Raw genomic sequence first — 18,844 nt, 5'->3', positions numbered from 1 at the left:
GGGGGACCGGTGGCTTCGTACGAACCGGCCGACGCCGCTCTTGCAATCGACTTCACCACATCGGATCCCGGCGAATTGCCCCGTCTGCGCGAGTGGCTGCGCGGGCAGGGTGGTGCCGAGGTGAGCTACCGTCCGTCGGCGCCGGCGGTGGGTGAGCTCGGTGCGTCCGATGTGCTGACCGTGCTGGCCGGGAGCAGCGTGCTGGCCACAGTGGTCAAGACGCTGCCAGACTTTTTGCGCTCGCGGCGGTCGGGCCTGCGGATCCACGTTACGGTCGGCGAGAAGAAGGTCGAGTTGGACGCCACCAACGTGGACGACGCGCTGCGAATCGTCGAACGGCTTCTCGATGACGGCTCCTGAGCCGCTGTACGACTATGCACGCTCGCGTGCTGTGCTCGTCGGCGCATGGGGCTACCGCTACCTTCCGGCCGTGGGGCCTGCCACGCGCAACAGCCTGGAGCGGATGGAGCGACTGCTGACCGGGCCGCAGTGCGGATGGCCCGCGGCCACCGGAGCCTCCACCGGCCGCCTGCAGGTCGTACGCAGCCCCCAGCGCCGTGGGAGCCTTCCTGATGAACTCATGCGCTGGTTCGTTGATGCCGAGGACGTGGCCTTGTTCTACTTCGTCGGCCACGGCCGCCTTTACGGCGATGAGCTCTGCCTCGCCCTGGCCGAGTCTCCGGAGACTGGTCCCGCACAGAAGACTACGGGCCTGCGCTTCGCCGATGTCCGCGAAGCCCTTGAAGAGTCCGGCGCGACGACCAAAGTGATCATCCTCGACTGTTGCTTCTCCGGACAGGCGACGCTCCCGGGCAACAGCCTGGCCACACCCGACATCACGGACCTGACCCACTGCTCGGGGGTCATCACCCTTGCGGCCAGCGAGGCCTACCGGACTGCCTGGTACGAACCCGACCTGGCCGGGGCTCTCCCCCAGACCTACTTCACTCGCTACCTGATCGATGCCATCGAGTCAGGGGTCCCCGGCCACGACGCCGGCATCCCGTTGGATGCCGCGTTCGCCGCCGCCTCCAACGCCCTCATCCGCGATCGCAAGCCGAAGCCCACACAGTCGGTGCGGCACCGTGCCAGCCAGTTCATCATCGCCCGCAGCCCTAACCAGGCCGCAACGAGCGGAAACACCGCACCCACCGTGGACCCCGAAGAGCTCTACCGAGCCGGTGTCCAGTTGGAGAATGCCTGGGACACCGAGATTTCTGACCTCCCGCGCATTGAATCCCTCTTTCGAGCCGCCGCCGACGCCGGGCACGCCGACGCCATGACCGCGCTGGGCCGGCTTCTGGAGGGCCGTGCCCGGGCCCGCCTCGAGAACCTTCTCCCCGAGGAGGTCACTGACATCGATGTCGACGGCGCCATGTACTGGTACGAGAAGGCCGCGAACCTGGGCAGTTCCGCGGCAGCCTACTTCCTCGGCCTGGCTTACGAAGACCACCGGCACGACATCCCACGGGCACTGGCGTGGTACGAGGCCGCCCTCCGGAAGAACGATCACAACTGGGCCGCGCGGGATGCCCTGGACGGGCTGCGGGACCGGCTGGCCCGCGGCCTGGGCCCCGTCGCCGGCGCCCGCAGACCGGCCGAACCGCAGTCCCCAGGCGACCAGCCTCCTGGCCAGAAGGAAGGACCGGACGTGTTCAGCAACCGAGCAGACGAGCAGGGCGCCCTCATCGCCAAGATGATCGCCCGTCAGGCGACCCCGGCGGAAGCGGCGCAGGCCCAGACGAACTTCGAGCGCTGGATCGCCGTCGAATATGAAGGCAACGAGCACCTGGCCTTGGCCTTCGCCGTGAATGGCCTCGCCGAAGCCTGCGGGGGCTTGCGTGGCGAGTGGGGCACACTGACCGACACCGAGCACTCGGCCCTGCTCCGGTTCTTCACGTTTCTGTGTCTGCCGACTAAAGACAGTGCGGACGCGGACGCGATCGCGTTCCGCGACTACATCCGTTCGAAGGGCACGCTGCAGTCGTTCGCGCGCAACGCGATCAAGCTGTTCGGGATGAGCTGATCCGGAAATAGAACCGCAGGTCGGGTTGGTGCTGCCCCTGGAGTCCTCCGGTCTGCCCAGGCTTGGTCCTCGTAAAGCTGACGCAGCCCGGCAAGTAGCTCTATGTAGCCGTCATAGTATTCTGCGGCTGTCCTTGTCTCGACCGGGATGCGTGGACCGCCGCTCGTCGCACCACTGGTCCGATAGCGCCTCCATGGGCCGTTCCAATCAATCCGCACCAGTCACCTGCGAAAACGGCGCGCCGATCCAGTCGCATCTGATCCGTCCCTTCACCTCCCCATTTGGCCCCTGCTCCAGCCGTAGATCGTGATCAGGCATCGTGAGATGCTGCCCAGCATGATCGCGAAGCTGCAGTGTGTCGTGTTGGACTGTGCCGATGTTGCTGAGCTGTCCCGGTTCTACCAGTCGCTTCTCGGCGGCGTGGTGAACCAGCCGGATCCGCGGTGGTCCCTTGGGGAAGGCTGGGCGACCCTCCACACCAACGGTGGGTTCGTGCTGGCCTTCCAGCGTGTGGAAAACCATCAGCCGCCGCAATGGCCGGACCCCACCCGCCCCCAGCAGTTCCACCTCGACCTCGGGGTCGAGGACCTGGATCAGGCCCAGGAAGGCGCGCTCAAGCGGGGCGCCACGCTGCTCGACGATGGTGACGGAAAGCGGAGTTGGCGCATATTCGCTGACCCCGCAGGACACCCGTTCTGCCTGATCCGGGACTAACCGGAGACATCGAACGGGTGCGGCCACCGTTGATCACTCAGGCCGCGTTTGAGATCTGGTACGGGACGATCGGTCGGTGACTCGACTCGTGAACCGTCACCGCTCCCTTGAGGAACTTGAGCGCGACCGGTGGCCGGCCCCATCGGGCGCCGAAACCCGCCTGATGGCGACCGCGCGCGGGCTTCGGCGCAAGCCGATCGGCGGCCTGACGGTCGAGGACCTGCGGCTGCTGATCGGGCAAGACATCGGTCTTGCCTACCTCCTACCGCTGGCGGTGGAGGTCCTGCGGAGCGACCCACTGGCGGAAGGCGACATGTACGAGGGCGACCTGCTTGCCGCCGTGCTCACCAGGAGTGCGCAGCTCTGGAGCGAGTACCCCGAACTCCGGCGGGATGTCCAGCTGATCGTCTCGGAGTTGGCCGACGTGCCGCTGTACCTGAAAAGCAAGGTTGAGGGGTTCTTGGCTCTGTAGCTCGCCGACACCAACTGCCGCCTTTGGGGCCTGGGAGTGGCGGTGATGGGCGGTGTCGACCCGCTGGGTCGGTGTCCGCCGTACGTCGCGAGCGGGCTGTCCCCCGCGCTGCTCCCCACGCAACCCGAAGTCGCCCTCCTCAGCAGCCTGACGACCGGCCAAGAATGCACCAGGCGCACCAACCCCACCAGGGGCACTGACACCTCAGAGCTCGCCCTCGTCTCCCCGGTCCACGTTGTTCAGCGTCTCGCCGAACCGCTCCAGCGCCTCCTCCGGCCCGCAGCCGAAGGCGCGGCCGATGTACTCCCAGGTCATCAGGTTGCTGCGGGCCCTGCGGCCGGCCAGCAGGGCGGTCGAACCGGCGGCGCGCTCGAAGCGGGCGGCCGCACGGGCGGCGGCGTACGGTCGGCTCTCCGTCAGGTCGCAGATCCGGTCCACCAGCGCGGCGACCAGCTCCTCGACCTCGCGCGGCACCACGCCCTCGGCCAGGTCGACGTGCCACTCCCAGTCCGCGAACGGCCCGGTGGCCTCGCCCACCGCCTCGGTTGCCGCGTCGTCACCGAAGTCCAGCAGGTGCACGCGCTCACCCCGCCAGCCGCAGCCGCAACCACCGCGCACCGCGACGGCCCGAGGACCATCCGCACCGTTGTAGAGCCACCAGGTCGTGCGCCCGTCCGGCAACGGCGCCAGCTCGCTGCCGTCCGCCAACACCGCCACCGGGAAACCCTGGTGGCGCCCGCTCTCCTCAAACCATGGCATGCCGTGTCCCTCACGTCCCTGGAGTACAGCACCAGGGTTCCCAGCCTGTGACGCAGTGTCAAGGCTTCGCGACAACCGGTGCGACCCGCAGCTCAAGGCGGCGCGCGCCAGCCGCCACAGGCCGGGTCAGGGATGCTCAGGCAGCTCGGTGAGCCGCTCGATCCGGGTGACCGTCCCATCGGCGGCGACCGGCGATGAGGCCGCCACGGGGCTCAGAACCGCACCCCAACGAAGTTCGGCACATCGGCGTGGCGAAGCGCTGATCGCAGCGGGTACCCCTAGGAGGTGGTCCACGGCTGGCCGTTCACCCGGACGAAATGTGCCTGTGAGCCGGCGGGTGGGATGCCCCACCTCCTCGCGATTCGCCGTGCCAACAGACGACATCACCGTCTCATTTCGCGGCACAGTCCGGACTGTCGCCGGCGAGGATCTTCAATGCCGCATGTCGATGACCGTGCGCGCCTCAAGCAGTACGAGAATCTGCTGTCCGTGCCCCAGGCAGTGCTCGAACTGCGTGCAGTCCGTCCGTTGTCCCGGCGTGACGATCAGGGACAGCGGGGGCCGCAACGGCCGTCCGCGCTCAGGTGGAGCTTCGTGGTGAAGCCGCCGTGCGAGCGGCCCGGGCCCTCGCCTCCAGCACCACCTCCGCCAGGCGGGCGGGCGACGAGGCTCTACCCACGGCGTCTCGCCCCGGTGTTCTCCCGGCCCAGCCCCCCTTGAGCCAGCGAGGGCCGGTGGCGGGTCGGTGCGGGCACCGGCCGCGTGCTGGTGGGCCCGCACGATCGTGGAGTCCACCGACACGTCCCAGTCGATGTCACCGGCCACGTCCGCTTCCGCCTGGACCTGCTGGAGCAGATGTTCCCGGTCGACGTCCGTCGGATCACCCCGCCCCATGTCCGGACCAACGACCAGGACCGGCAATAGTCAGATGGTCGGGCTGGGCGTCCAGGCCCGTTCGGTGGTGCGCTCGCGTCAGCCCAGCGGGGGGTGGATCAGCCGTCCGTGGTGGATCAGGGACACGGACTGCTTGAGGCGGCGAACGCGAATGCTGATCTCGTAGCCCCTGATGCCCTCGATGCGGGCCAGGCGGCTGCTGAGGTAGCGGTAGAAGTCGGGGGTGTCCCGGCAGATGACGACGGCCATGAGGTTGTGCCGGCCGCTGGTCGCCGCGACGAAGGCGCATTCGTCGTGCCGGCCGAGCTCCTCACCGATCCGGTCGAGTGCGGGCAGGTCGACCTGGAGCCAAAGGACGGCGTTGAGCTCGTAGCCGAGGCGTTCGGGCAGGATGTCGATGCCGTAGGCGAGGGAGCCGGAGGCCTCCAGGGCCTCCAGGCGGCGGGCGACTCGGGGTGTGGACCAGCCGGTGACCTCCGCCAGGCGGGTGTGGGAGACGCGGCCGTCCTCCGCCAGGGCCTCGAAGAGCGGGAGGTCCTCGTCGGCCGGGGCGAGCGGCGGCCCGGCGGCCGCAGGCTCCGCCGTCAGCCGTCGCACCTGTTCGTCGGTCAGGAAGCGTTCCCCGCCGGCCCAGCCGACCGCGTCCGGGGCGCCGAACGTGTGGAGGAGGAGGTCGACGCTCATGTCGAGGACCGAGGCGGCGCGCGGGAGCTGCCGCAGCAGGACGTCGTCGCGCCCGGTGCCGACGGCCGAGCGGATGGTGCAGATGATCTCCGACCCACCGGAGGCGATGCTGGCGTAGCCGACCTCGGGCCTGCGGGCGAGGGAGTCGGCGACGGGCCCCACGGCTTCCGGGCGGCAGCGCAGCCGCGCGACCCACTCCGCATGCCCGTGGGCGGACGGGCTCCTCAGCCCGACGACGCGCAGGATCCCGCCTCGCCGCAGCGCGTTGTAGCGGCGGGCCACGGTCTGTTCGGACACCCCCACGACCTCGCCGAGGCGGCGGAACGAGGCCCGGGGGGCGCAGTAGAGCCCGTGGATGATTTTGCGGTCCAGGTCGTCAGGCACAGAGGAATCGTGACACAGGGGCGGACCGGAATGGAGGTTCTGGTACGTCTGCCGGGATCGCTTGGGGATTCCTCGCCCGTGGGGCCGAAGCTTTCCTGTGCCCCCAGCAACCGGTGCCCGCGCGGCATCCCGCAGTCGAAGGAACCACCCCGTGAACTCCGCAACGGTGCAGCGCCCCGTGGCCGGACGAGGCGTCACGCTCGTCATGGCCTGTCTGGGCGTCTTCGTCGCCTACCTTCCCGTGACCACCGTGTCGGTGAGCCTGCCGGCGCTCCAACGGGCGCTGGGCGCCTCAACCTCCCAACTGTCCTGGGTCTCGGACGCGTTCGTGCTGCCGATGGCCGCGCTGATCCTGACCACCGGGGTGTGGGGCGACGTCCACGGCCGCAAGCGGGTGTTCCAGGCGGGCATGGCGTTCTGCGCACTGGGCGCGGCCGTCTCGCTGGCCGCGGACTCGGTGCAGTGGCTGTGGGTCGGGCAGGCGGCCTCCGGGCTGGGTGCGGCGGCCCTGCTGCCCACCACGCTGGCCCTGATCAGCCACGCCGTCCCCGACCACCGGGAGCGCGGGAGGTTCATCGGCCTGTGGGCGATGTCCATGCTGGCCTCGCTGGCCCTGGGACCGCTGATCGCCGGGCTGCTGCAGCAGCACGTCGAGGTACGTTGGATCTTCCTCCTGCCCATCCCGGTGTCGCTGGTCGTGTTGGTCGTCGCGGCCTTCCTGCTGCCGGACTCCCGGGCGCCGCACGGCCGGCGGCTCGACTGGCCCGGGCAGATCAGCGCGGCCGTCACGGTCACCGCCGTCGTCTACGGCGTGATCGAGGGCGGAGCCGACGGCTTCGGTACGCCCTCCGTGGTGGCGGCCCTGGTGATCGGCGCCGTGAGCGCGGTCGCGTTCGTCGTCGTGGAGCGTCGCAGCAGCAGCCCGATGCTCGACCTGGCCCTGTTCCGCAGTCCCGCCTTCGCCGCCACGTCGCTGGTCGCCATGATCAGCTTCCTGGGGCTGATCGGCTTCTTCTTCGTCCTGAGCCTGTACTTCGGTCTGGTGCAGCATCTGAGCACGTGGGAGGCCGGGCTGCGGATGGTTCTGGTGTCCGGGACGTCCCTGGTCGTGGGCGTCCCCGTCGGACGGCTGATGCACCGGGTGTCCGCTCGGGTCATGATCACCACCGGCCTGGTGCTGATGGCGGGCTCGCTGCTGTCGCTGATCGGCGTCGACGCGGGCACCTCGTACGGGTCGCTCGCCTGGCGCCTGGTCATGCTCGGCCTCGGCATCGGCGCCGTCCTCACCCCGATGACGGCCTCCGCGGTCTCCTCCGTACCGCACCACCTCGCCGGCATGGCCGCCGCCGGGAACAACGCCTTCCGCCAGCTCGGCGGCGCCCTCGGCCCCGCCGTGCTCGGCGCCCTGCTGACCACCCGCGCCCTCGACGCCCTGCCCGGCCGGCTCGCCGACGCCGGCGTGCCGGCGGAGACCGGCGGCCACGTCCTCGCCGTCGCCCGGGAGCAGGGCCTCGGCGCCGTGGCCGGGCTCGACCTGGGCCCTGCCACCAAGCCGGCCCTGAGCGCACTCGGCGGCTCCTTCCTCGACGGCCTCCAGCTCTGCCTGGTCGTGTCGGCCTCGCTCGCCCTGCTGGCGGCCGTCGCCTGCGCCGTCCTCCTGCGGCCGGCCGTGCCCGCCGGCCGTCCCGGCGCCGGGGCCCCGGTTCCGCAGACCGCCGCCGTTCCCGTCCCCGTCCCTGCGGGCAGCGCGTCCGCCTAGTACCAACGCCGTTTGACTGAACGGCGTTGGTACTGGCGGCTCCTCCGGCGCCCGTCGTGTCCCGAACCGGGGCCGGCGGGTCGCCGACGTGCCCGCCGGCGGACGAGGGCCGTGCCCGGCTCAGCGCGACCAGTAGGTGTCCTCGATGTCCGGTCGCAGGGGCGACAGCGGACGGGCCCGGTCCGGGGCGTACGCGACGTCGCCGCCGCTGACGGACATGGTGAGGGTGACCGTCCGGTCCGGTTCCGGCGAGAGCGCGACCCAGACGGCGATTCCCTCCGAGGTCTCGGCGCTGAGGTAGTCCGGGCCCTCGTCCGGGGCGCTCGGGGTCCAGGCCGACGGTTTCTGCCGGAGGCCGCGCCGCCGCCACTCGGCCTCGATGCCGTCCCGCAGCTCCTGCCGATGGGACGCGCTGATCCTGGTACGGGCGGTGAACCGACGGTCGACGGTGGACAGCTTGCTCGGTGTGCCGTCCGAACGCGGCTCGTACCGGTTGACGGTACAGCCCCTGTCGCTCAGCACGAGGTCAGGACTCAGGCCCCCCAACGTGTCACGGACGGATTGCTCGCTGAGCGCGTGGAACCGCTCCGGAGTGTGGCGGACGATCTCGGGTCCGGGCTTGGACGCGTAGTCGTCGGCGCCGATGAACCACCATGCAGCGATCTGGAACGCGAACGCCACCCCGATCAGGGCGACAATGCTCGCCGCCACCACCAGAGCCGCCTTCACCAACGACTTGCCGAACAACCCCAACCCCCTGCCGTGCGTCGTACCGCCACCGTATGCGCGCGACCCGGCACGACTCCTGAGCATCCGTACTCAGAAAGGCCACCCGGTGCCGCCCGCCCTCAGCCGTAGCGGCGGAGCGGCCGGCGGCCGGCGGCCGGCGGCCGCTCCGAGCGGGACCGATGGGGGAGAGTGGGCAGCGCGCGCTGGTGTACTCCTGGAGGTGCGGCGCTTCCGTCTCCGTCCCCGTCCCCGTTGCCGCTCGTCGCGGCCCGCCGGTGTCGGGCGGCGATGTCCGGGTCGACTTCGACGCTGGTGATGTTGTCCTCGCCGAGGCGGTCGGTGCGGGCACGATCCTCACCGTGCACGTGCCTGCACGGGAGCCGCGCTGCGAGGTGGCGGTCCCGTCAGGACGCCCAGGCCGGCAACCCGGTCGGGCGCCACGTCAGGCCAAGGTATGGTCACCGCAAGGGGGTGATACCCCTGTGTGCGAAACAATGCATTCGGCTACGAACCCACGGGGGTCCTTGCGTCCATGGTTCGATCCACCGTCAGGATTCCGCTCGCGGTGGGCGCGGCCGCGATGGCCGCGGCCGTCGTCACGGGGTGCTCCTCCGGCACGGTGACCGCATCCGGCAAGCCGGCGGCCGTCACCGCCACCCCTGCCACGTCCCCGGGCACCGCCCCGGTGGACGCGCCGACGCTCCCGGCGTCCGGCGCCCCGGCGTTCGGCACCCCCAGCAGCACGCCGACCGGCCCTCCGCTCCTCACCGGGGTGGACCTGCGCGCGTCCCTGCCGACCGCCGCGGTGCTGCCCGCCGGGTGGACGATCAAGGGCAACGGCAACCAGGTCGACACCGGCACCACCATCAACGAGTACCGGGCCGACCCGCCGCAGATCACGGAACCGTGCAACCAGATGCGTCTCGCCGGGACCCTCTTCTCCCAGGGCTACAAGGTCTCGGGCGCGATGAACGAGGTCTACGACGGGGAGCACATGGTCCAGGTCTACCTGGCCGCCTACCGCCCCGGCGACGCGGCCAAACTGCTCGGCGACCTGAGGGCGTACGCGGAGCGCTGCAAGACCTTCACCGGGAAGAGCGTGGACGGCACCCCGATCCCGATGACCGTGACGTTGCAGCCCATGCCGGGGCTCGGCGCCGAGGCCTTCGACATGAAGAGGGTGCCCACCGGCCGGTACAGCACTTCGGAGATCGTGATGACCCGGATCGGCGACCGGGTGCTGTTCCTCAGCGGCGACGACATCCTGGGCCGACTGCCGAACATCATGCAGCTGGCGGTGCCGCTGGTGAAGAGCATCACGTAGGAGTCCCGGCCCCGCCCGCGCCACGGTGGCGGGGCGGGGACCCGCCACCACCCGGTGTCCGACCGGCTGCCCGCCGACCACCTTCGATGACGGTCGTGAACCGTCTTCCAGCTGCCGAAGCGGGATGACAGGCCCCGCCAGGGGAGGCCGGTCCGCTGCCGGAACAGCATCCCGTTGACCAGACGACGGTGGCATCACCGGCGTCCACCCCGCCCGCGATTCGCCGGCGACAGCGCCACCACCGCCGGCACGAGGATCATCGCCGGGGACACCGACGGCGCCTGGACCTCGACGGTGTCGTGGAACGGCTCCTACTGGTGCGCCAAGTGGTGGAACAAGGCGACGGACGAGCCGGGCAAGAGCGACGCCTGGCAGAGGCTCGGACCCACACCGTGACCGGTGCGGACTCCGACCGGAGTTGATCACCCGGCGCCAGTACTCGGGCCCCGCGCCTGTTCCACGGCCTCCGCCCCTGCCAGTTCCTCGAAGGTCTCACCCGACGTGTACGGGTCGGACGGCGGGACCGGAGCGGCACACCAGGGACTGGTGGTCTCCCCGACGAGCGGGCCAGGGCAAAAGGCCAGCCACAGGCATCCCCCAACAGCGACAGCACCGGGGAGACGGCTGCGCACAGGAACGGCCCTGACCGGCTGTAGCTCACCACCGGTTCAGGAACGCGCGCAGCCGGTCGCGTTGGCGGGGGTCGTCGGCGAGGACTTCGGCCAGAACGTCGCGGTAGACGTACGGCTCGACCGTCGCCATCAGCAGATCGTGCAGCAGGTCCCGGTCCAGCGCTTCGACTTCCCGCTGCACCGGATGCCCGCTCGCCTGGCAGGAGCCATCCCCGCGAGCGCGGGGCCGACACTTCCTGACCTGCAGCGATTGGGCGCAGAGCGCGCCAATCCATTCAGTTCGAATCCGGAGCCCTGCGCGTGCCGGGCTGATACCCCCCTGAGGCCGACTCTCCCAGCTGCGCCCAGGCGAGCTGGGCCTGAGCCTTCGACAGCATCGCACGGGCTGAGTCCAGATGTCGCGCCTTCGCGGCCGAGCCCACCATTCTCGGGAAGACAACGGCTTCTGAACAGGTGCCCGCTGAGCCGGGAAGACGGAGGTTATGACCTGGACGGCTCGCTGTGCGCCTGGTCGCCAGCGATCTGGCCGGGCTGGGCCTCGACCAGGCTGCACGGCGCCGATCGCCAAGTACATCCCGTGGAGGGACCATACAGGGATATACCTGCATCCTGACCGACAGGAACACACGCAGCTCACCAACTACGCGCTCGTTGCATGAGCTTGGGTGCCCCGGGTCTGAGAGCGGAGCATTCCGTCATGGGATGCGGGCCCGGCCAGTGGGTTCGGGGGTCTTATGTGCCATGTTTCTCCCCGGCGGCGGGGACTGTCACGGACGCGTCCGGTGGGGCGGTGCCGGTCCGGTTCTCCACCGGGAGCGACATCCGGTCGGCCTCCGCCGGGGACCCGCCCGGTCAGGCCTTCGGCATTGGGACACCGTCCGGGGCCGGGGTGACGCCCGAGGCAGAGCCCGGGGCTCTGGGCATCCGTGAGCTGCCCGAGGAGGAGAAGTCCTCGAGCGCCAAGTCCGGGGCTGGGAGCAAGAAAAACCGGGGCCGTGACGCGAAGGGCGGCAAGGCCAAGGGCAGCGGGACCGATGCCGGCAGGGGCACCGCAGCGGCCGTGGCCTTCGCCCGGGCGCAGATCGGCAAGCCGTACGCGTGGGGCGCCACCGGGCCCGGCTCCTTCGACTGCTCGGGGCTGGTTATGCGCGCATGGCAGGTCGGCGGGGTGGCACTGCCGCGAACCACCTGGGGCATGGCCAAGGCGGGAAGGGCTACCACCCGCGGGGCCCTGGTGCCGGGCGACCTGGTCATCACCAACGGCGGGGGCCATGTCCAGCTCTACATCGGTGACGGCAAGGTCGTCCACGCGCCCGAGACCGGCAAGCATGTCACCATCGCCTCCCCTGGCTCCTGCCTCCGGCGTCCTCACCTACCGCCACCTCGCCTCATAGCGCCGCAGCTTGTGCAGGTCGGCCCACCGAGGGCACTGCAGACCTGTCCGTCCGGAACAGCCGGTGGCAGCATCGTCCGCGTCCACACCCGGCCTGCGGCCAGGCCCGATTCGGCGGGTTCATTGACGGCGAGTTGCTCGGCGGTGACGACGAGCTCGTCCGTGTCCAGTTCGCCGGGACGCAGCGCGGCGAGGGCCTGCTCGGGCGGTGTCGGATTCCCTAATAAGACCTACCGAGGATCCATCCGGCAGACTCGGTGCCTGATAGCCGCCGGCAGGTGAGCACTCTTTCTTCCCTGGACTTCGAGTCCTGTTGACAGATCCTGCCCCTGCCGGTCGGCCAGGAGCGGAATCGCTGATGGGATGTCGTGCCCGCCCGATTGCGGCGTGAGCACAGCCTTGTTACTGAGGTTTTCGTTTGGTTGTCGGGTAGTGACAGGTAGTGATCCCTGCGGTATGCCGGAGGTATGCGGTACGCGCAGGGTGGGGGCCTGACCGCTGAGTGGCGGGCGTTTCGTGAACAGGTTCGGTTCGAGGCCGCTGCCCGGTTTGAGGCAGACGAGAGGACCTCGGTGATCGCCCGTGAAGTACGGGTCAGTGAGCGGTCGGTGGAACGTTGGCGACGGTCCTGGCGCGAGGGCGGCATCGAGGCCCTGAGCTCATCAGGTCCCGCGAGTGTGCCGAAGCTGTCAGAGGCCCAGTTCGCCGAGCTGGAAGAACTGTTGGGGTCAATATCGATCACGGATTGGTCCTCCTGTCGGCGTGCGGACGTGGCTCGTCCGACAGACAGGTGCACCGACCGAGCCCGTCCGCGACCGCAGACGGCGACCCCATCGGGACGGGGCGATGCGCCGGAGGTCGGGAATGGCCGCGACGTACAATCGCAGTGAAGGCGAAGCGCCAGGCCGAGATTTCGGCACCGGTGTGAGGGAGGGGCCAGGATGTTCGGTTCGAAGAAGAAGCTCAACGATCTGATGGCGCAGCTCAGGCCCGACCTGAGTCGGGAATCGCTCGGCGTCGGGCCCGACTTCCCGGGCGTCGCCCCGAACCCGGTCCTGAGCAGTGATGCACGGAAGCGCAATGCGGAACTGCGTACGGGGGCGCTTGCGCTCGGCGTTCTCGTCAACTGGCGGGAGGTCAACGGCAATCCACGCGTGGTCCTGATGTTCGACGTGGAGACCGCCGGCGGCATCTTGTTCCGCGGTATCGCAGACGAAAACCTCACGATCACCGAGCTCACCCGACTCGCCCCAGGACAGACGTTCCCCGTGCGCTACCGGCCGGCCGTCATGGACCACTACGTCGCCCTTGCCCGGGACGCGGACCCCGCCCACGTGCAGCAGCTCTCTGACGAGATCGCGAGCCGCAAGCGGACCTGACCCGAAGCCATTGGCCGGATCCCTAGGCCATGTCTGGCAAAGGTTGAGCTTTCTGGCTGGAACTCTGGTCCCGTGTCGCGTTTTCAGTTGCTCTCGGATGCCCAGTGGTCTGGCCGGTACCGGCCTCGTCACAGTGGCTCGGTTGCCCCACGACCCAGCGTCCGAACGGGGCTTCCTCGACACCCACCTGCTGGCCCGCCGCCCGTAGAGCGTGGCCTGGGTCAGGGTGGTGTAGATCATCCGCGCGTGGATGAAGCTCGTCTACTGAGGTTTTCAGGGCGGAGTTGGTGGAGCGAGTGACAGGCCGGTGCCGGTCAGGCATCCCTCGATGAGGGCTGGCTGGAGCTGGATGTGTCGCAGGCCCCGGCGGAGCGGGTGAGGTGGTCGGCGTCGGTGAAGGCGGCGCTCTGCGGCAACTCGCCAACCGGCTCGCCGGTATCCTCCACGGCTGTCTCAAGACCGGCACGCCGTACGACGAGGCGACAGCTTGGTCCCAGCGATTCCACTCGCCGCGTGACGCTACAGCGCGGGCAACCGGTCAACGGGGGTGGGGGACCGCCGCTCTTCCAGCCAGTAGAGGTAGATCCGCAGGTCAGTTGCCAGATCACCGGCGATGTAGAGCTCGAAGTCGCGAACGGCGGCGGCTATGCCCTGGCCTGCCCAGGCATCGCCCTCATCCCACTTGCTCCGCTGATCGGACAGGTATTGCACGACCTGGCTGCGGTTACGCCACCACTCCCGGACCGTTTCCGGTGTCCATCGCGAGTCTCCATCACAGCCGTACCCGAGGAACGGGTCGTTGTCTGCCGCCTCGACCAGCATGGCCGTGTCCGCAGGCGTTCGGGGCTGGCGATAGACGTACTCGCTGAGGTACTCGCCTCCATAGAGGACGTGGGCGGGCGCCGAGAGCCGTCCCGTCCAGCAGGTGTCGGTCTCCCCGCCGTAGAAGGGCCCGGGAACGTTGAGCCACAGTCGGTCTTCCCAACGGCCCCGAAAGGCATCGCGGTCGTTCCCGAGGATGGCCGCCGGGTCGAAGTAGAGCGTCATCCGCCGAGACTAGGGCATTCGTTCGAGCTGAACGACGGGCCGCCGATGGGAAGGGGACTGCCCGGTCCCCCTGGGCTCACGCACTCGCCATTTGACTCTCCAGCTCATGGGATGTCCGTCAAGGCTACGCTGCGCGCCCGCATGATGGTGGCAGTGGTGCGGGCGAGCGGGGGTCGAAGCCAGCCGGCCCCCGCCCCGCCCTTCCCATGCTGCGCCTGGCTCCTGGTCGTCCTCCAGGCCGGTCCGGACGGCCGGATGGGGCCCGTTGTGCACTTCGAGGCGGAGGCCGGGGCGACGCTGCACGCCGCCCTTGCCCAGTACCCCGCCGACCTCGGTGACGACCACACCGACGAGGACGACGATGATGGCGGCCTTGGCGGCCGGGAGCTCGGCCTGCTTGGCGCTGTCTGCCGCCGGGCGGCGGGGATGGCCCTGGAAGGCCGTCGAGCGGGCCCTCCAGGAGGCCCGGGTGGACGAGCGCCACGCCGACCGGTACGCCGACGCGCATGGGCACTGCACGATGGTGTCGCGCTGGAGGCGGAGGAGGACGTGGGTGTAGACGGTAGTCGGCGAGGAGGTCGAGCCGGGTGGCCCCACCGAGACCGAAGCAGCCCGCCGTCTTGCCGAAGACCTCAAGAGCGAGGGATCACCCGATTACCCAACACTTTCTGCGGCCGACTCCCATGGCGTGGCGGTAGTTCAAACGATCATCCTGCCGATAACATCGCTGCCCCCTACTGGGCGGGGTGGGTCGGCGGTGGCACAACCAGGGAGTCGAGGGCCTGTTGGGCCCGGCCGAGGTTGTCCTTGCCGGCGCGGCGCAGGCCGGCCTTGGCGTACTTCTCGACCATGGTGGTGGACTTCCAGTCCTCGGTGATGACCAGGATCTCCGCCGTGCTGTAGCCCTGGGCGGCGAGGTCGGCGGGGACGCCGGCGCGCAGGCCGTGGCTGGTGGCGTTCTTGGCGTCGAAGCCGGGAGTGCGGGTGACCATGCGCTTGAAGGCGCGGTTCACCGAGTGGCCGGTCATGCCGGTTCCGGAGGCGGGGACGGGCATGAGCCTGCCCCAGCGGGTGATGCCGCGCAGTAGCGGCAACTGCGGTTCTGCTTGGCCGAGTTCGGCGAGCAGTGAGATGTAGGTGCGGACGACGGTGATCGCCACCGGGTCGCGGACGACGTACTCGCGGCCGGTGGACCAGTGGTCGCTCTTGCTGGTGCGTTTGCCGACGACCATCTGCTCGGTGCCGTCCTCCAGGTGCTCGAAGGCGACGGAGTCGATGCGGTAGGCCGCCTGTTCGGAGCGCCGGGCGCGGGTGCGGTAGCCGAGGTGCAGGATGGTGAGGTCGCGCCAGCGGGCGAGCGGGGTGTCGGCGGTCGTGCCCTGCTGGAGGTGGGCGATGCGGGCGGCGTCGACGGGCGGGCTCGACTTCGGGGTGCGGCGGGCGCGGGCGTGTTCGGCGGCCTGCTTGCGGATCAGTTCGGCGGTCGCCTTCTTCGGGGGCCAGTTCTCGTACCCTGCACGGGCGTTGGCGTCGCGGATGGCGGCCATCGCCAGGCGCAGGGAACTGACGGGAGCGCCCGTGCCGTCGCGGCCGCCGCGTCGGCGGAGGTGGGAGACGTAGGAGACCATGTTCGCCTCGCTGGTGCGCGGCCCGGGGTGGCGGCCGTTGTCGGCGCACCAGCGGGCGAAGTAGCGCCACTGTTCGGCGTAGGTCTGGCTGGTGCGCGCGGGCCGGGCCGAGGCGAGGTCGTCGGCCGCGTCCTCGGTCAGCGTCTCGTTGGGGTCGACCCCGGCTTGCGCGAACGGCGCGAGGGCCTGGCCGTCGTCCACCAGCTCGCCGACCACGATCTCGGTGGAGCGCTCCACCAGGGCGGGCAGGTCGTCCGACGCGTCGGCATCCACGGGCGCTCTCCTTCCGGCACGGCGGGCTGATGATCCGTCCGGGACAGCCTATCTGTACCGGGCCCTGTGTTGCGTCCTCTAAATCCAGTTAGAGGACGCAACACAGGAGCTGGTACATACGGCATCTCAAGGCGCCTTCCGCGTCTCTGGCGTGTCTGTCGTGGTTATTTGTGTTCGGCCAGCGGAGCTGTAAAGGTGTCCGCCATGAAGATCACGATCACCGTGGAGAATCCGACCCCCGAGGCACTCGAGAAGCTGCTCGCTCTCGCCGCCATGCCGACTGCCGTCGTGACCGCGGTGCCCGACGACCGCTGGACGCCGGAGCGGGCCCGCTCGTACTACGACCGTCTCCCGCCCCGCGCTCAGCAGATCCTGCTCCAGATCGTCGAGGGCGAAGGTGAATGCGCCGCAGAGGAGTTGAAGGCAAACGGCCGAAGTCTTCGGGGATCCACCGGCGCGTTCCGCCGGGTGCTCACGGAGGGCAAGCGGACCGGTCTCTGGCCCGACGCGCTTCCGGTGCCCCTGGTCTCCCACATCGTCGGCGGGCAGCTCAAGAAGCTCGAGATGCCAGGGCGCGGCACCGATCAGTGCGCATATGAACCCTTTGCGGAAGGGTTGCACGGTTCACCATGACATCGGCGTGTTGGCTGGTCCCGGACGGAACCGGCCAACACGACAAGGCCGGACTTGTCTTGGCGGAGGACCAAGACCGGAACCTCAGGATCAACATCTGGTACGCGCCCGACATCCGGGGGCGTCGACCAACCGCGGGGCCGCGAAGACGGCTGCCACCGACAGAGCAGCCACCTCAATCAGACAGGCCGCCAGGAGCCGTTCCGCGTCGGCGATCCCGTCAACCTGATCGGCCTGCCGAATCCGCACCAGCTCCGGAACGAACGCGGCGTTCAACACACTGCCGACCAAGGGGAAGGAAACCGTGTTCGGCAGTGTGTTGGCGACGTTATACGCGTCGGCGACCTGGTCCGTGCCCAGTGCCGCGGTCATGGCCGCCCTGCGCAGAAACCCAGGGCACGCGAGACTGCCAACCTAATACCATCACGCCCGCACTATCATTATTCCTATCCATGAGGAAGTACCAGTCTCCTGTCCACCTCCTTATACCTCCCATTTCTTCTCTGCGTTCTGTTTTATCTTCTTATCGTCACTGTAGGCCCAGGACGCTACTCGATCGAGTATGTCTCCTTTTCGAAAAGTCAACCGGCGCAGCCCGGAACGGAATAGGGATAGGGATCCGATGAGGGCGGCAACGGGCCTTAGCCGGCGCATGAGCTGATGGACTTTTCTCGAACCAGGGCAGCATCAGTGGTGCCAGTGGGGACAGCGATCGACGTGGCAGCCGCAGCGATGACGTGCACATCGCAGGCAGTCTGCTCCACGTATACATCGGGAACCGTATACAACGGCATGATCTTCTCCTTGAAAGGTAAGGATCCCCCCTACGTCACCCTCGTCAATGGCTTCGCCCGGGACTAGCCGAAGCCGAGGCCCCATTCAGGCGACACGGATTCCCTCAGGGGCAACAGCCCAGCCAGCGCCCCACACCTTCACTGATGGGCAGTATCAGCTCAGGGCAGTGGGACAGCGTGCAGGCAGGTATGCCGTCCCTGTCCGACCGGCTCGGCCAGGGGCGGGCCGTCTCTCCGACGATCTCCACGGGCAGTGTTCAACTGGGGTGCAAGAGGCAGCCCGGGAGGTCGACGGTGCCATCCGGGCGCGTGAGGAGGATGAGCGGGGAGCCGGCCCCCAGGGTGCATCGGCGGGTGAGCGGGTCGTAGGTGGCGTAGAGGCAGTCGGTGGTCGGGGACTCGCCTTCGCTCGGGTCCATCACGGTCCGGGCCGCCCGTTCGGCGGCCAGCGCCTGGAGGGTGTCGTCAAGGCGGGCGACGAGCTCGTCGGGTGCGAGGTCGAAGGTTGCCAGGGGATGGACGGCGGTACGCAGTTGTCCCATGGTGACCGCGGCGTGGATGCCCGGGCCGGCGACGTCGTCGATATCCAGTGTCGTGCGAGCACTGGACAGGTCGATGGTGTCGTACCACCCGCCGCCGAGCTTCGGTACGGAGCACCGCCTGCAGTAGGGCCTCGGTCTTTCGGAGGCAACCAGGTCATGAGCGTCGGCGAAACGGCGACCCGATGAAGCGCCTCGGGTCGCTTGCCGTGCATGGTGGGCGTGGCGATGTCGACGCGGACGACACGCAGCTCGGTATCCAGCGCGTGCAGCCCCGCCGGCTACTCGGTCGGCGAGGCGTCGAACAGCGCGCCGCATCGGCATCGCGCAAAGTCACATTGTTCCTCTGAGTCACGATTGCCTCCAGTGTCCCGGGAAGGGTCTAGGGAGCGGCCCAACCGCTCTCTCTTCTCCCACGGCGCTCCCACCGGGCGCTGTGCCGCCAGCCCGAGGCAGGCAGGCGTCAACACGGTGAACCGCCAGGAGGAGAAGGATGCCGTGACTGCGTTCATAGAAATAGGAACAGAGGTATCACTTGCGGCGCAGCCACTGGAGGGCTGGGACGGCCCGGGAAATCGTCATGTCCGCTTCAGCGGACGCCCCGAGAAACGGGCCTGCCGAGGCAGGCACCTTCCCACGCGGTCGCCCCAACCGCCTCCGTCATCACACTCACCTACACCCTGGGCCAGGGCCGTTGCAAAGTCCTTTGATCTTGTGACTGTGTTGGTCAGGCGATGCCGAGGAGGTCGAGCGGGCGCGTGAAGGGCTCGTAGGAGGCGTG

At 69.2% G+C, this 18,844-nt stretch carries 18 protein-coding genes and 4 pseudogenes; 12 read left to right on the top strand and 10 right to left on the bottom strand.

Translation table 11 applies throughout. The features are described from left to right. Positions 1-9 precede the first annotated feature (9 nt). The 4 genes from ACZ6EM_RS32385 (at position 10) to ACZ6EM_RS32370 (ending at position 3,212) form a co-directional block, all read left to right on the top strand. The gene (locus ACZ6EM_RS32385; protein ID WP_331768579.1) at positions 10-360 is read left to right on the top strand and encodes an effector-associated constant component EACC1; all 351 of its coding nucleotides are present in this window, start codon (positions 10-12) and stop codon (positions 358-360) included. After that, entirely contained in the window at positions 347-2,026 is a 1,680-nt protein-coding gene (locus ACZ6EM_RS32380; RefSeq protein ID WP_465773915.1) for a caspase family protein, read from the top strand. The genes ACZ6EM_RS32385 and ACZ6EM_RS32380 overlap by 14 nt, the downstream gene beginning before the upstream one ends. A gap of 336 nt (positions 2,027-2,362) precedes the next feature. Continuing rightward, positions 2,363-2,740, top strand: a complete 378-nt coding sequence (locus ACZ6EM_RS32375; RefSeq protein ID WP_331768577.1) for a VOC family protein — start codon at positions 2,363-2,365, stop codon at positions 2,738-2,740. Between the two features lie 76 nt (positions 2,741-2,816). Beyond that, entirely contained in the window at positions 2,817-3,212 is a 396-nt protein-coding gene (locus ACZ6EM_RS32370) for a contact-dependent growth inhibition system immunity protein (RefSeq protein ID WP_465773914.1), read from the top strand. 204 nt (positions 3,213-3,416) lie between these two features. Here ACZ6EM_RS32370 and ACZ6EM_RS32365 read toward each other — a convergent pair whose 3' ends face one another. Together ACZ6EM_RS32365 and ACZ6EM_RS32360 are read right to left on the bottom strand one after the other, a co-directional pair. Continuing rightward, positions 3,417-3,971: a hypothetical protein gene (locus ACZ6EM_RS32365; RefSeq protein WP_465773913.1), complete on the bottom strand. Its 555-nt coding sequence runs from the start codon at positions 3,969-3,971 to the stop codon at positions 3,417-3,419. A gap of 972 nt (positions 3,972-4,943) precedes the next feature. After that, the gene (locus ACZ6EM_RS32360; protein WP_465773912.1) at positions 4,944-5,933 is read right to left on the bottom strand and encodes an Lrp/AsnC family transcriptional regulator; all 990 of its coding nucleotides are present in this window, start codon (positions 5,931-5,933) and stop codon (positions 4,944-4,946) included. A 205-nt stretch (positions 5,934-6,138) separates the two neighbouring features. On the opposite strand from ACZ6EM_RS32360, the gene ACZ6EM_RS32355 reads away from it, so the two are divergent. Next, positions 6,139-7,692 (top strand): MFS transporter, encoded by a 1,554-nt coding sequence (locus ACZ6EM_RS32355; RefSeq protein WP_465773949.1) that lies wholly within the window; start codon positions 6,139-6,141, stop codon positions 7,690-7,692. A gap of 120 nt (positions 7,693-7,812) precedes the next feature. Here ACZ6EM_RS32355 and ACZ6EM_RS32350 read toward each other — a convergent pair whose 3' ends face one another. Further along, entirely contained in the window at positions 7,813-8,403 is a 591-nt protein-coding gene (locus tag ACZ6EM_RS32350; RefSeq protein ID WP_465773911.1) for a hypothetical protein, read from the bottom strand. A 550-nt stretch (positions 8,404-8,953) separates the two neighbouring features. On the opposite strand from ACZ6EM_RS32350, the gene ACZ6EM_RS32345 reads away from it, so the two are divergent. Next, a complete protein-coding gene (locus tag ACZ6EM_RS32345) occupies positions 8,954-9,745 on the top strand; it encodes a hypothetical protein (RefSeq protein ID WP_465773953.1) in 792 nt (263 codons plus the stop codon). A gap of 38 nt (positions 9,746-9,783) precedes the next feature. On the opposite strand, the pseudogene ACZ6EM_RS32340 reads toward ACZ6EM_RS32345, so the two are convergent. Further along, positions 9,784-10,005, bottom strand: a pseudogene (locus tag ACZ6EM_RS32340) (transposase); the annotation flags it as partial. On the opposite strand from ACZ6EM_RS32340, the gene ACZ6EM_RS32335 reads away from it, so the two are divergent. Next, positions 9,920-10,141 (top strand): hypothetical protein, encoded by a 222-nt coding sequence (locus ACZ6EM_RS32335; protein ID WP_465773952.1) that lies wholly within the window; start codon positions 9,920-9,922, stop codon positions 10,139-10,141. The pseudogene ACZ6EM_RS32340 and the gene ACZ6EM_RS32335 overlap by 86 nt on opposite strands. A gap of 261 nt (positions 10,142-10,402) precedes the next feature. On the opposite strand, the gene ACZ6EM_RS32330 is transcribed toward ACZ6EM_RS32335, so the two are convergent. Next, positions 10,403-10,558 carry a hypothetical protein gene (locus ACZ6EM_RS32330; protein WP_465773910.1) on the bottom strand — a complete coding sequence of 52 codons (156 nt, stop codon included), beginning with the start codon at positions 10,556-10,558 and terminating at the stop codon, positions 10,403-10,405. A gap of 474 nt (positions 10,559-11,032) precedes the next feature. On the opposite strand from ACZ6EM_RS32330, the gene ACZ6EM_RS32325 reads away from it, so the two are divergent. The 4 genes and pseudogenes from ACZ6EM_RS32325 to ACZ6EM_RS32310 form a co-directional block, all read left to right on the top strand. Next, the gene (locus ACZ6EM_RS32325) at positions 11,033-12,052 is read left to right on the top strand and encodes a C40 family peptidase (RefSeq protein ID WP_465773909.1); all 1,020 of its coding nucleotides are present in this window, start codon (positions 11,033-11,035) and stop codon (positions 12,050-12,052) included. Positions 12,053-12,237: 185 nt separating this feature from the next. Further along, positions 12,238-12,495, top strand: a pseudogene (locus ACZ6EM_RS32320) (helix-turn-helix domain-containing protein); the annotation flags it as partial. Between the two features lie 216 nt (positions 12,496-12,711). Continuing rightward, the gene (locus ACZ6EM_RS32315; RefSeq protein ID WP_331768567.1) at positions 12,712-13,149 is read left to right on the top strand and encodes a hypothetical protein; all 438 of its coding nucleotides are present in this window, start codon (positions 12,712-12,714) and stop codon (positions 13,147-13,149) included. A gap of 109 nt (positions 13,150-13,258) precedes the next feature. Continuing rightward, positions 13,259-13,357 (top strand): annotated as a pseudogene (locus tag ACZ6EM_RS32310) (SAM-dependent methyltransferase); the annotation flags it as partial. A 65-nt stretch (positions 13,358-13,422) separates the two neighbouring features. Here ACZ6EM_RS32310 and ACZ6EM_RS32305 read toward each other — a convergent pair. The 3 genes and pseudogenes from ACZ6EM_RS32305 to ACZ6EM_RS32295 all read right to left on the bottom strand — a co-directional run. Continuing rightward, positions 13,423-13,556: pseudogene (locus tag ACZ6EM_RS32305) on the bottom strand (IS630 family transposase); the annotation flags it as partial. A gap of 112 nt (positions 13,557-13,668) precedes the next feature. After that, entirely contained in the window at positions 13,669-14,196 is a 528-nt protein-coding gene (locus ACZ6EM_RS32300; RefSeq protein WP_331768565.1) for a ferredoxin, read from the bottom strand. A gap of 734 nt (positions 14,197-14,930) precedes the next feature. Further along, positions 14,931-16,097, bottom strand: a complete 1,167-nt coding sequence (locus ACZ6EM_RS32295) for a site-specific integrase (RefSeq protein ID WP_465773908.1) — start codon at positions 16,095-16,097, stop codon at positions 14,931-14,933. 204 nt (positions 16,098-16,301) lie between these two features. Here ACZ6EM_RS32295 and ACZ6EM_RS32290 point away from each other — a divergent pair, with 204 nt between their 5' ends. After that, positions 16,302-16,730: a hypothetical protein gene (locus tag ACZ6EM_RS32290; RefSeq protein WP_465773907.1), complete on the top strand. Its 429-nt coding sequence runs from the start codon at positions 16,302-16,304 to the stop codon at positions 16,728-16,730. 90 nt (positions 16,731-16,820) lie between these two features. Here ACZ6EM_RS32290 and ACZ6EM_RS32285 read toward each other — a convergent pair whose 3' ends face one another. Then, complete coding sequence (locus tag ACZ6EM_RS32285) at positions 16,821-17,102, bottom strand: lipid II flippase MurJ (RefSeq protein WP_465773906.1); 282 nt, start codon at positions 17,100-17,102, stop codon at positions 16,821-16,823. A 679-nt stretch (positions 17,103-17,781) separates the two neighbouring features. Then, entirely contained in the window at positions 17,782-18,381 is a 600-nt protein-coding gene (locus ACZ6EM_RS32280; RefSeq protein ID WP_465773948.1) for a SpoIIE family protein phosphatase, read from the bottom strand. Between the last annotated feature and the right edge of the window lie 463 nt (positions 18,382-18,844).

The organism is Kitasatospora sp. NPDC041917, from assembly GCF_055589745.1.
Note: the sequence above shows the minus strand (reverse complement) of the source record. Positions and strands in the feature narration are given on the sequence as shown.

Bases quoted from the DNA above. Each gene is read 5' to 3' on its own strand.
- ACZ6EM_RS32300 (WP_331768565.1), bottom strand. From the start codon at position 14,196: ATGACGCTCTACTTCGACCCGGCGGCCATCCTCGGGAACGACCGCGAT.
- ACZ6EM_RS32375 (WP_331768577.1), top strand. From the start codon at position 2,363: ATGATCGCGAAGCTGCAGTGTGTCGTGTTGGACTGTGCCGATGTTGCT.
- ACZ6EM_RS32380 (WP_465773915.1), top strand. From the start codon at position 347: ATGACGGCTCCTGAGCCGCTGTACGACTATGCACGCTCGCGTGCTGTG.
- ACZ6EM_RS32285 (WP_465773906.1), bottom strand. From the start codon at position 17,102: ATGACCGCGGCACTGGGCACGGACCAGGTCGCCGACGCGTATAACGTC.
- ACZ6EM_RS32355 (WP_465773949.1), top strand. From the start codon at position 6,139: ATGGCCTGTCTGGGCGTCTTCGTCGCCTACCTTCCCGTGACCACCGTG.
- ACZ6EM_RS32365 (WP_465773913.1), bottom strand. From the start codon at position 3,971: ATGCCATGGTTTGAGGAGAGCGGGCGCCACCAGGGTTTCCCGGTGGCG.
- ACZ6EM_RS32345 (WP_465773953.1), top strand. From the start codon at position 8,954: ATGGTTCGATCCACCGTCAGGATTCCGCTCGCGGTGGGCGCGGCCGCG.
- ACZ6EM_RS32325 (WP_465773909.1), top strand. From the start codon at position 11,033: ATGAGCTTGGGTGCCCCGGGTCTGAGAGCGGAGCATTCCGTCATGGGA.
- ACZ6EM_RS32315 (WP_331768567.1), top strand. From the start codon at position 12,712: ATGTTCGGTTCGAAGAAGAAGCTCAACGATCTGATGGCGCAGCTCAGG.
- ACZ6EM_RS32290 (WP_465773907.1), top strand. From the start codon at position 16,302: ATGAAGATCACGATCACCGTGGAGAATCCGACCCCCGAGGCACTCGAG.
- ACZ6EM_RS32280 (WP_465773948.1), bottom strand. From the start codon at position 18,381: ATGCGGCGCGCTGTTCGACGCCTCGCCGACCGAGTAGCCGGCGGGGCT.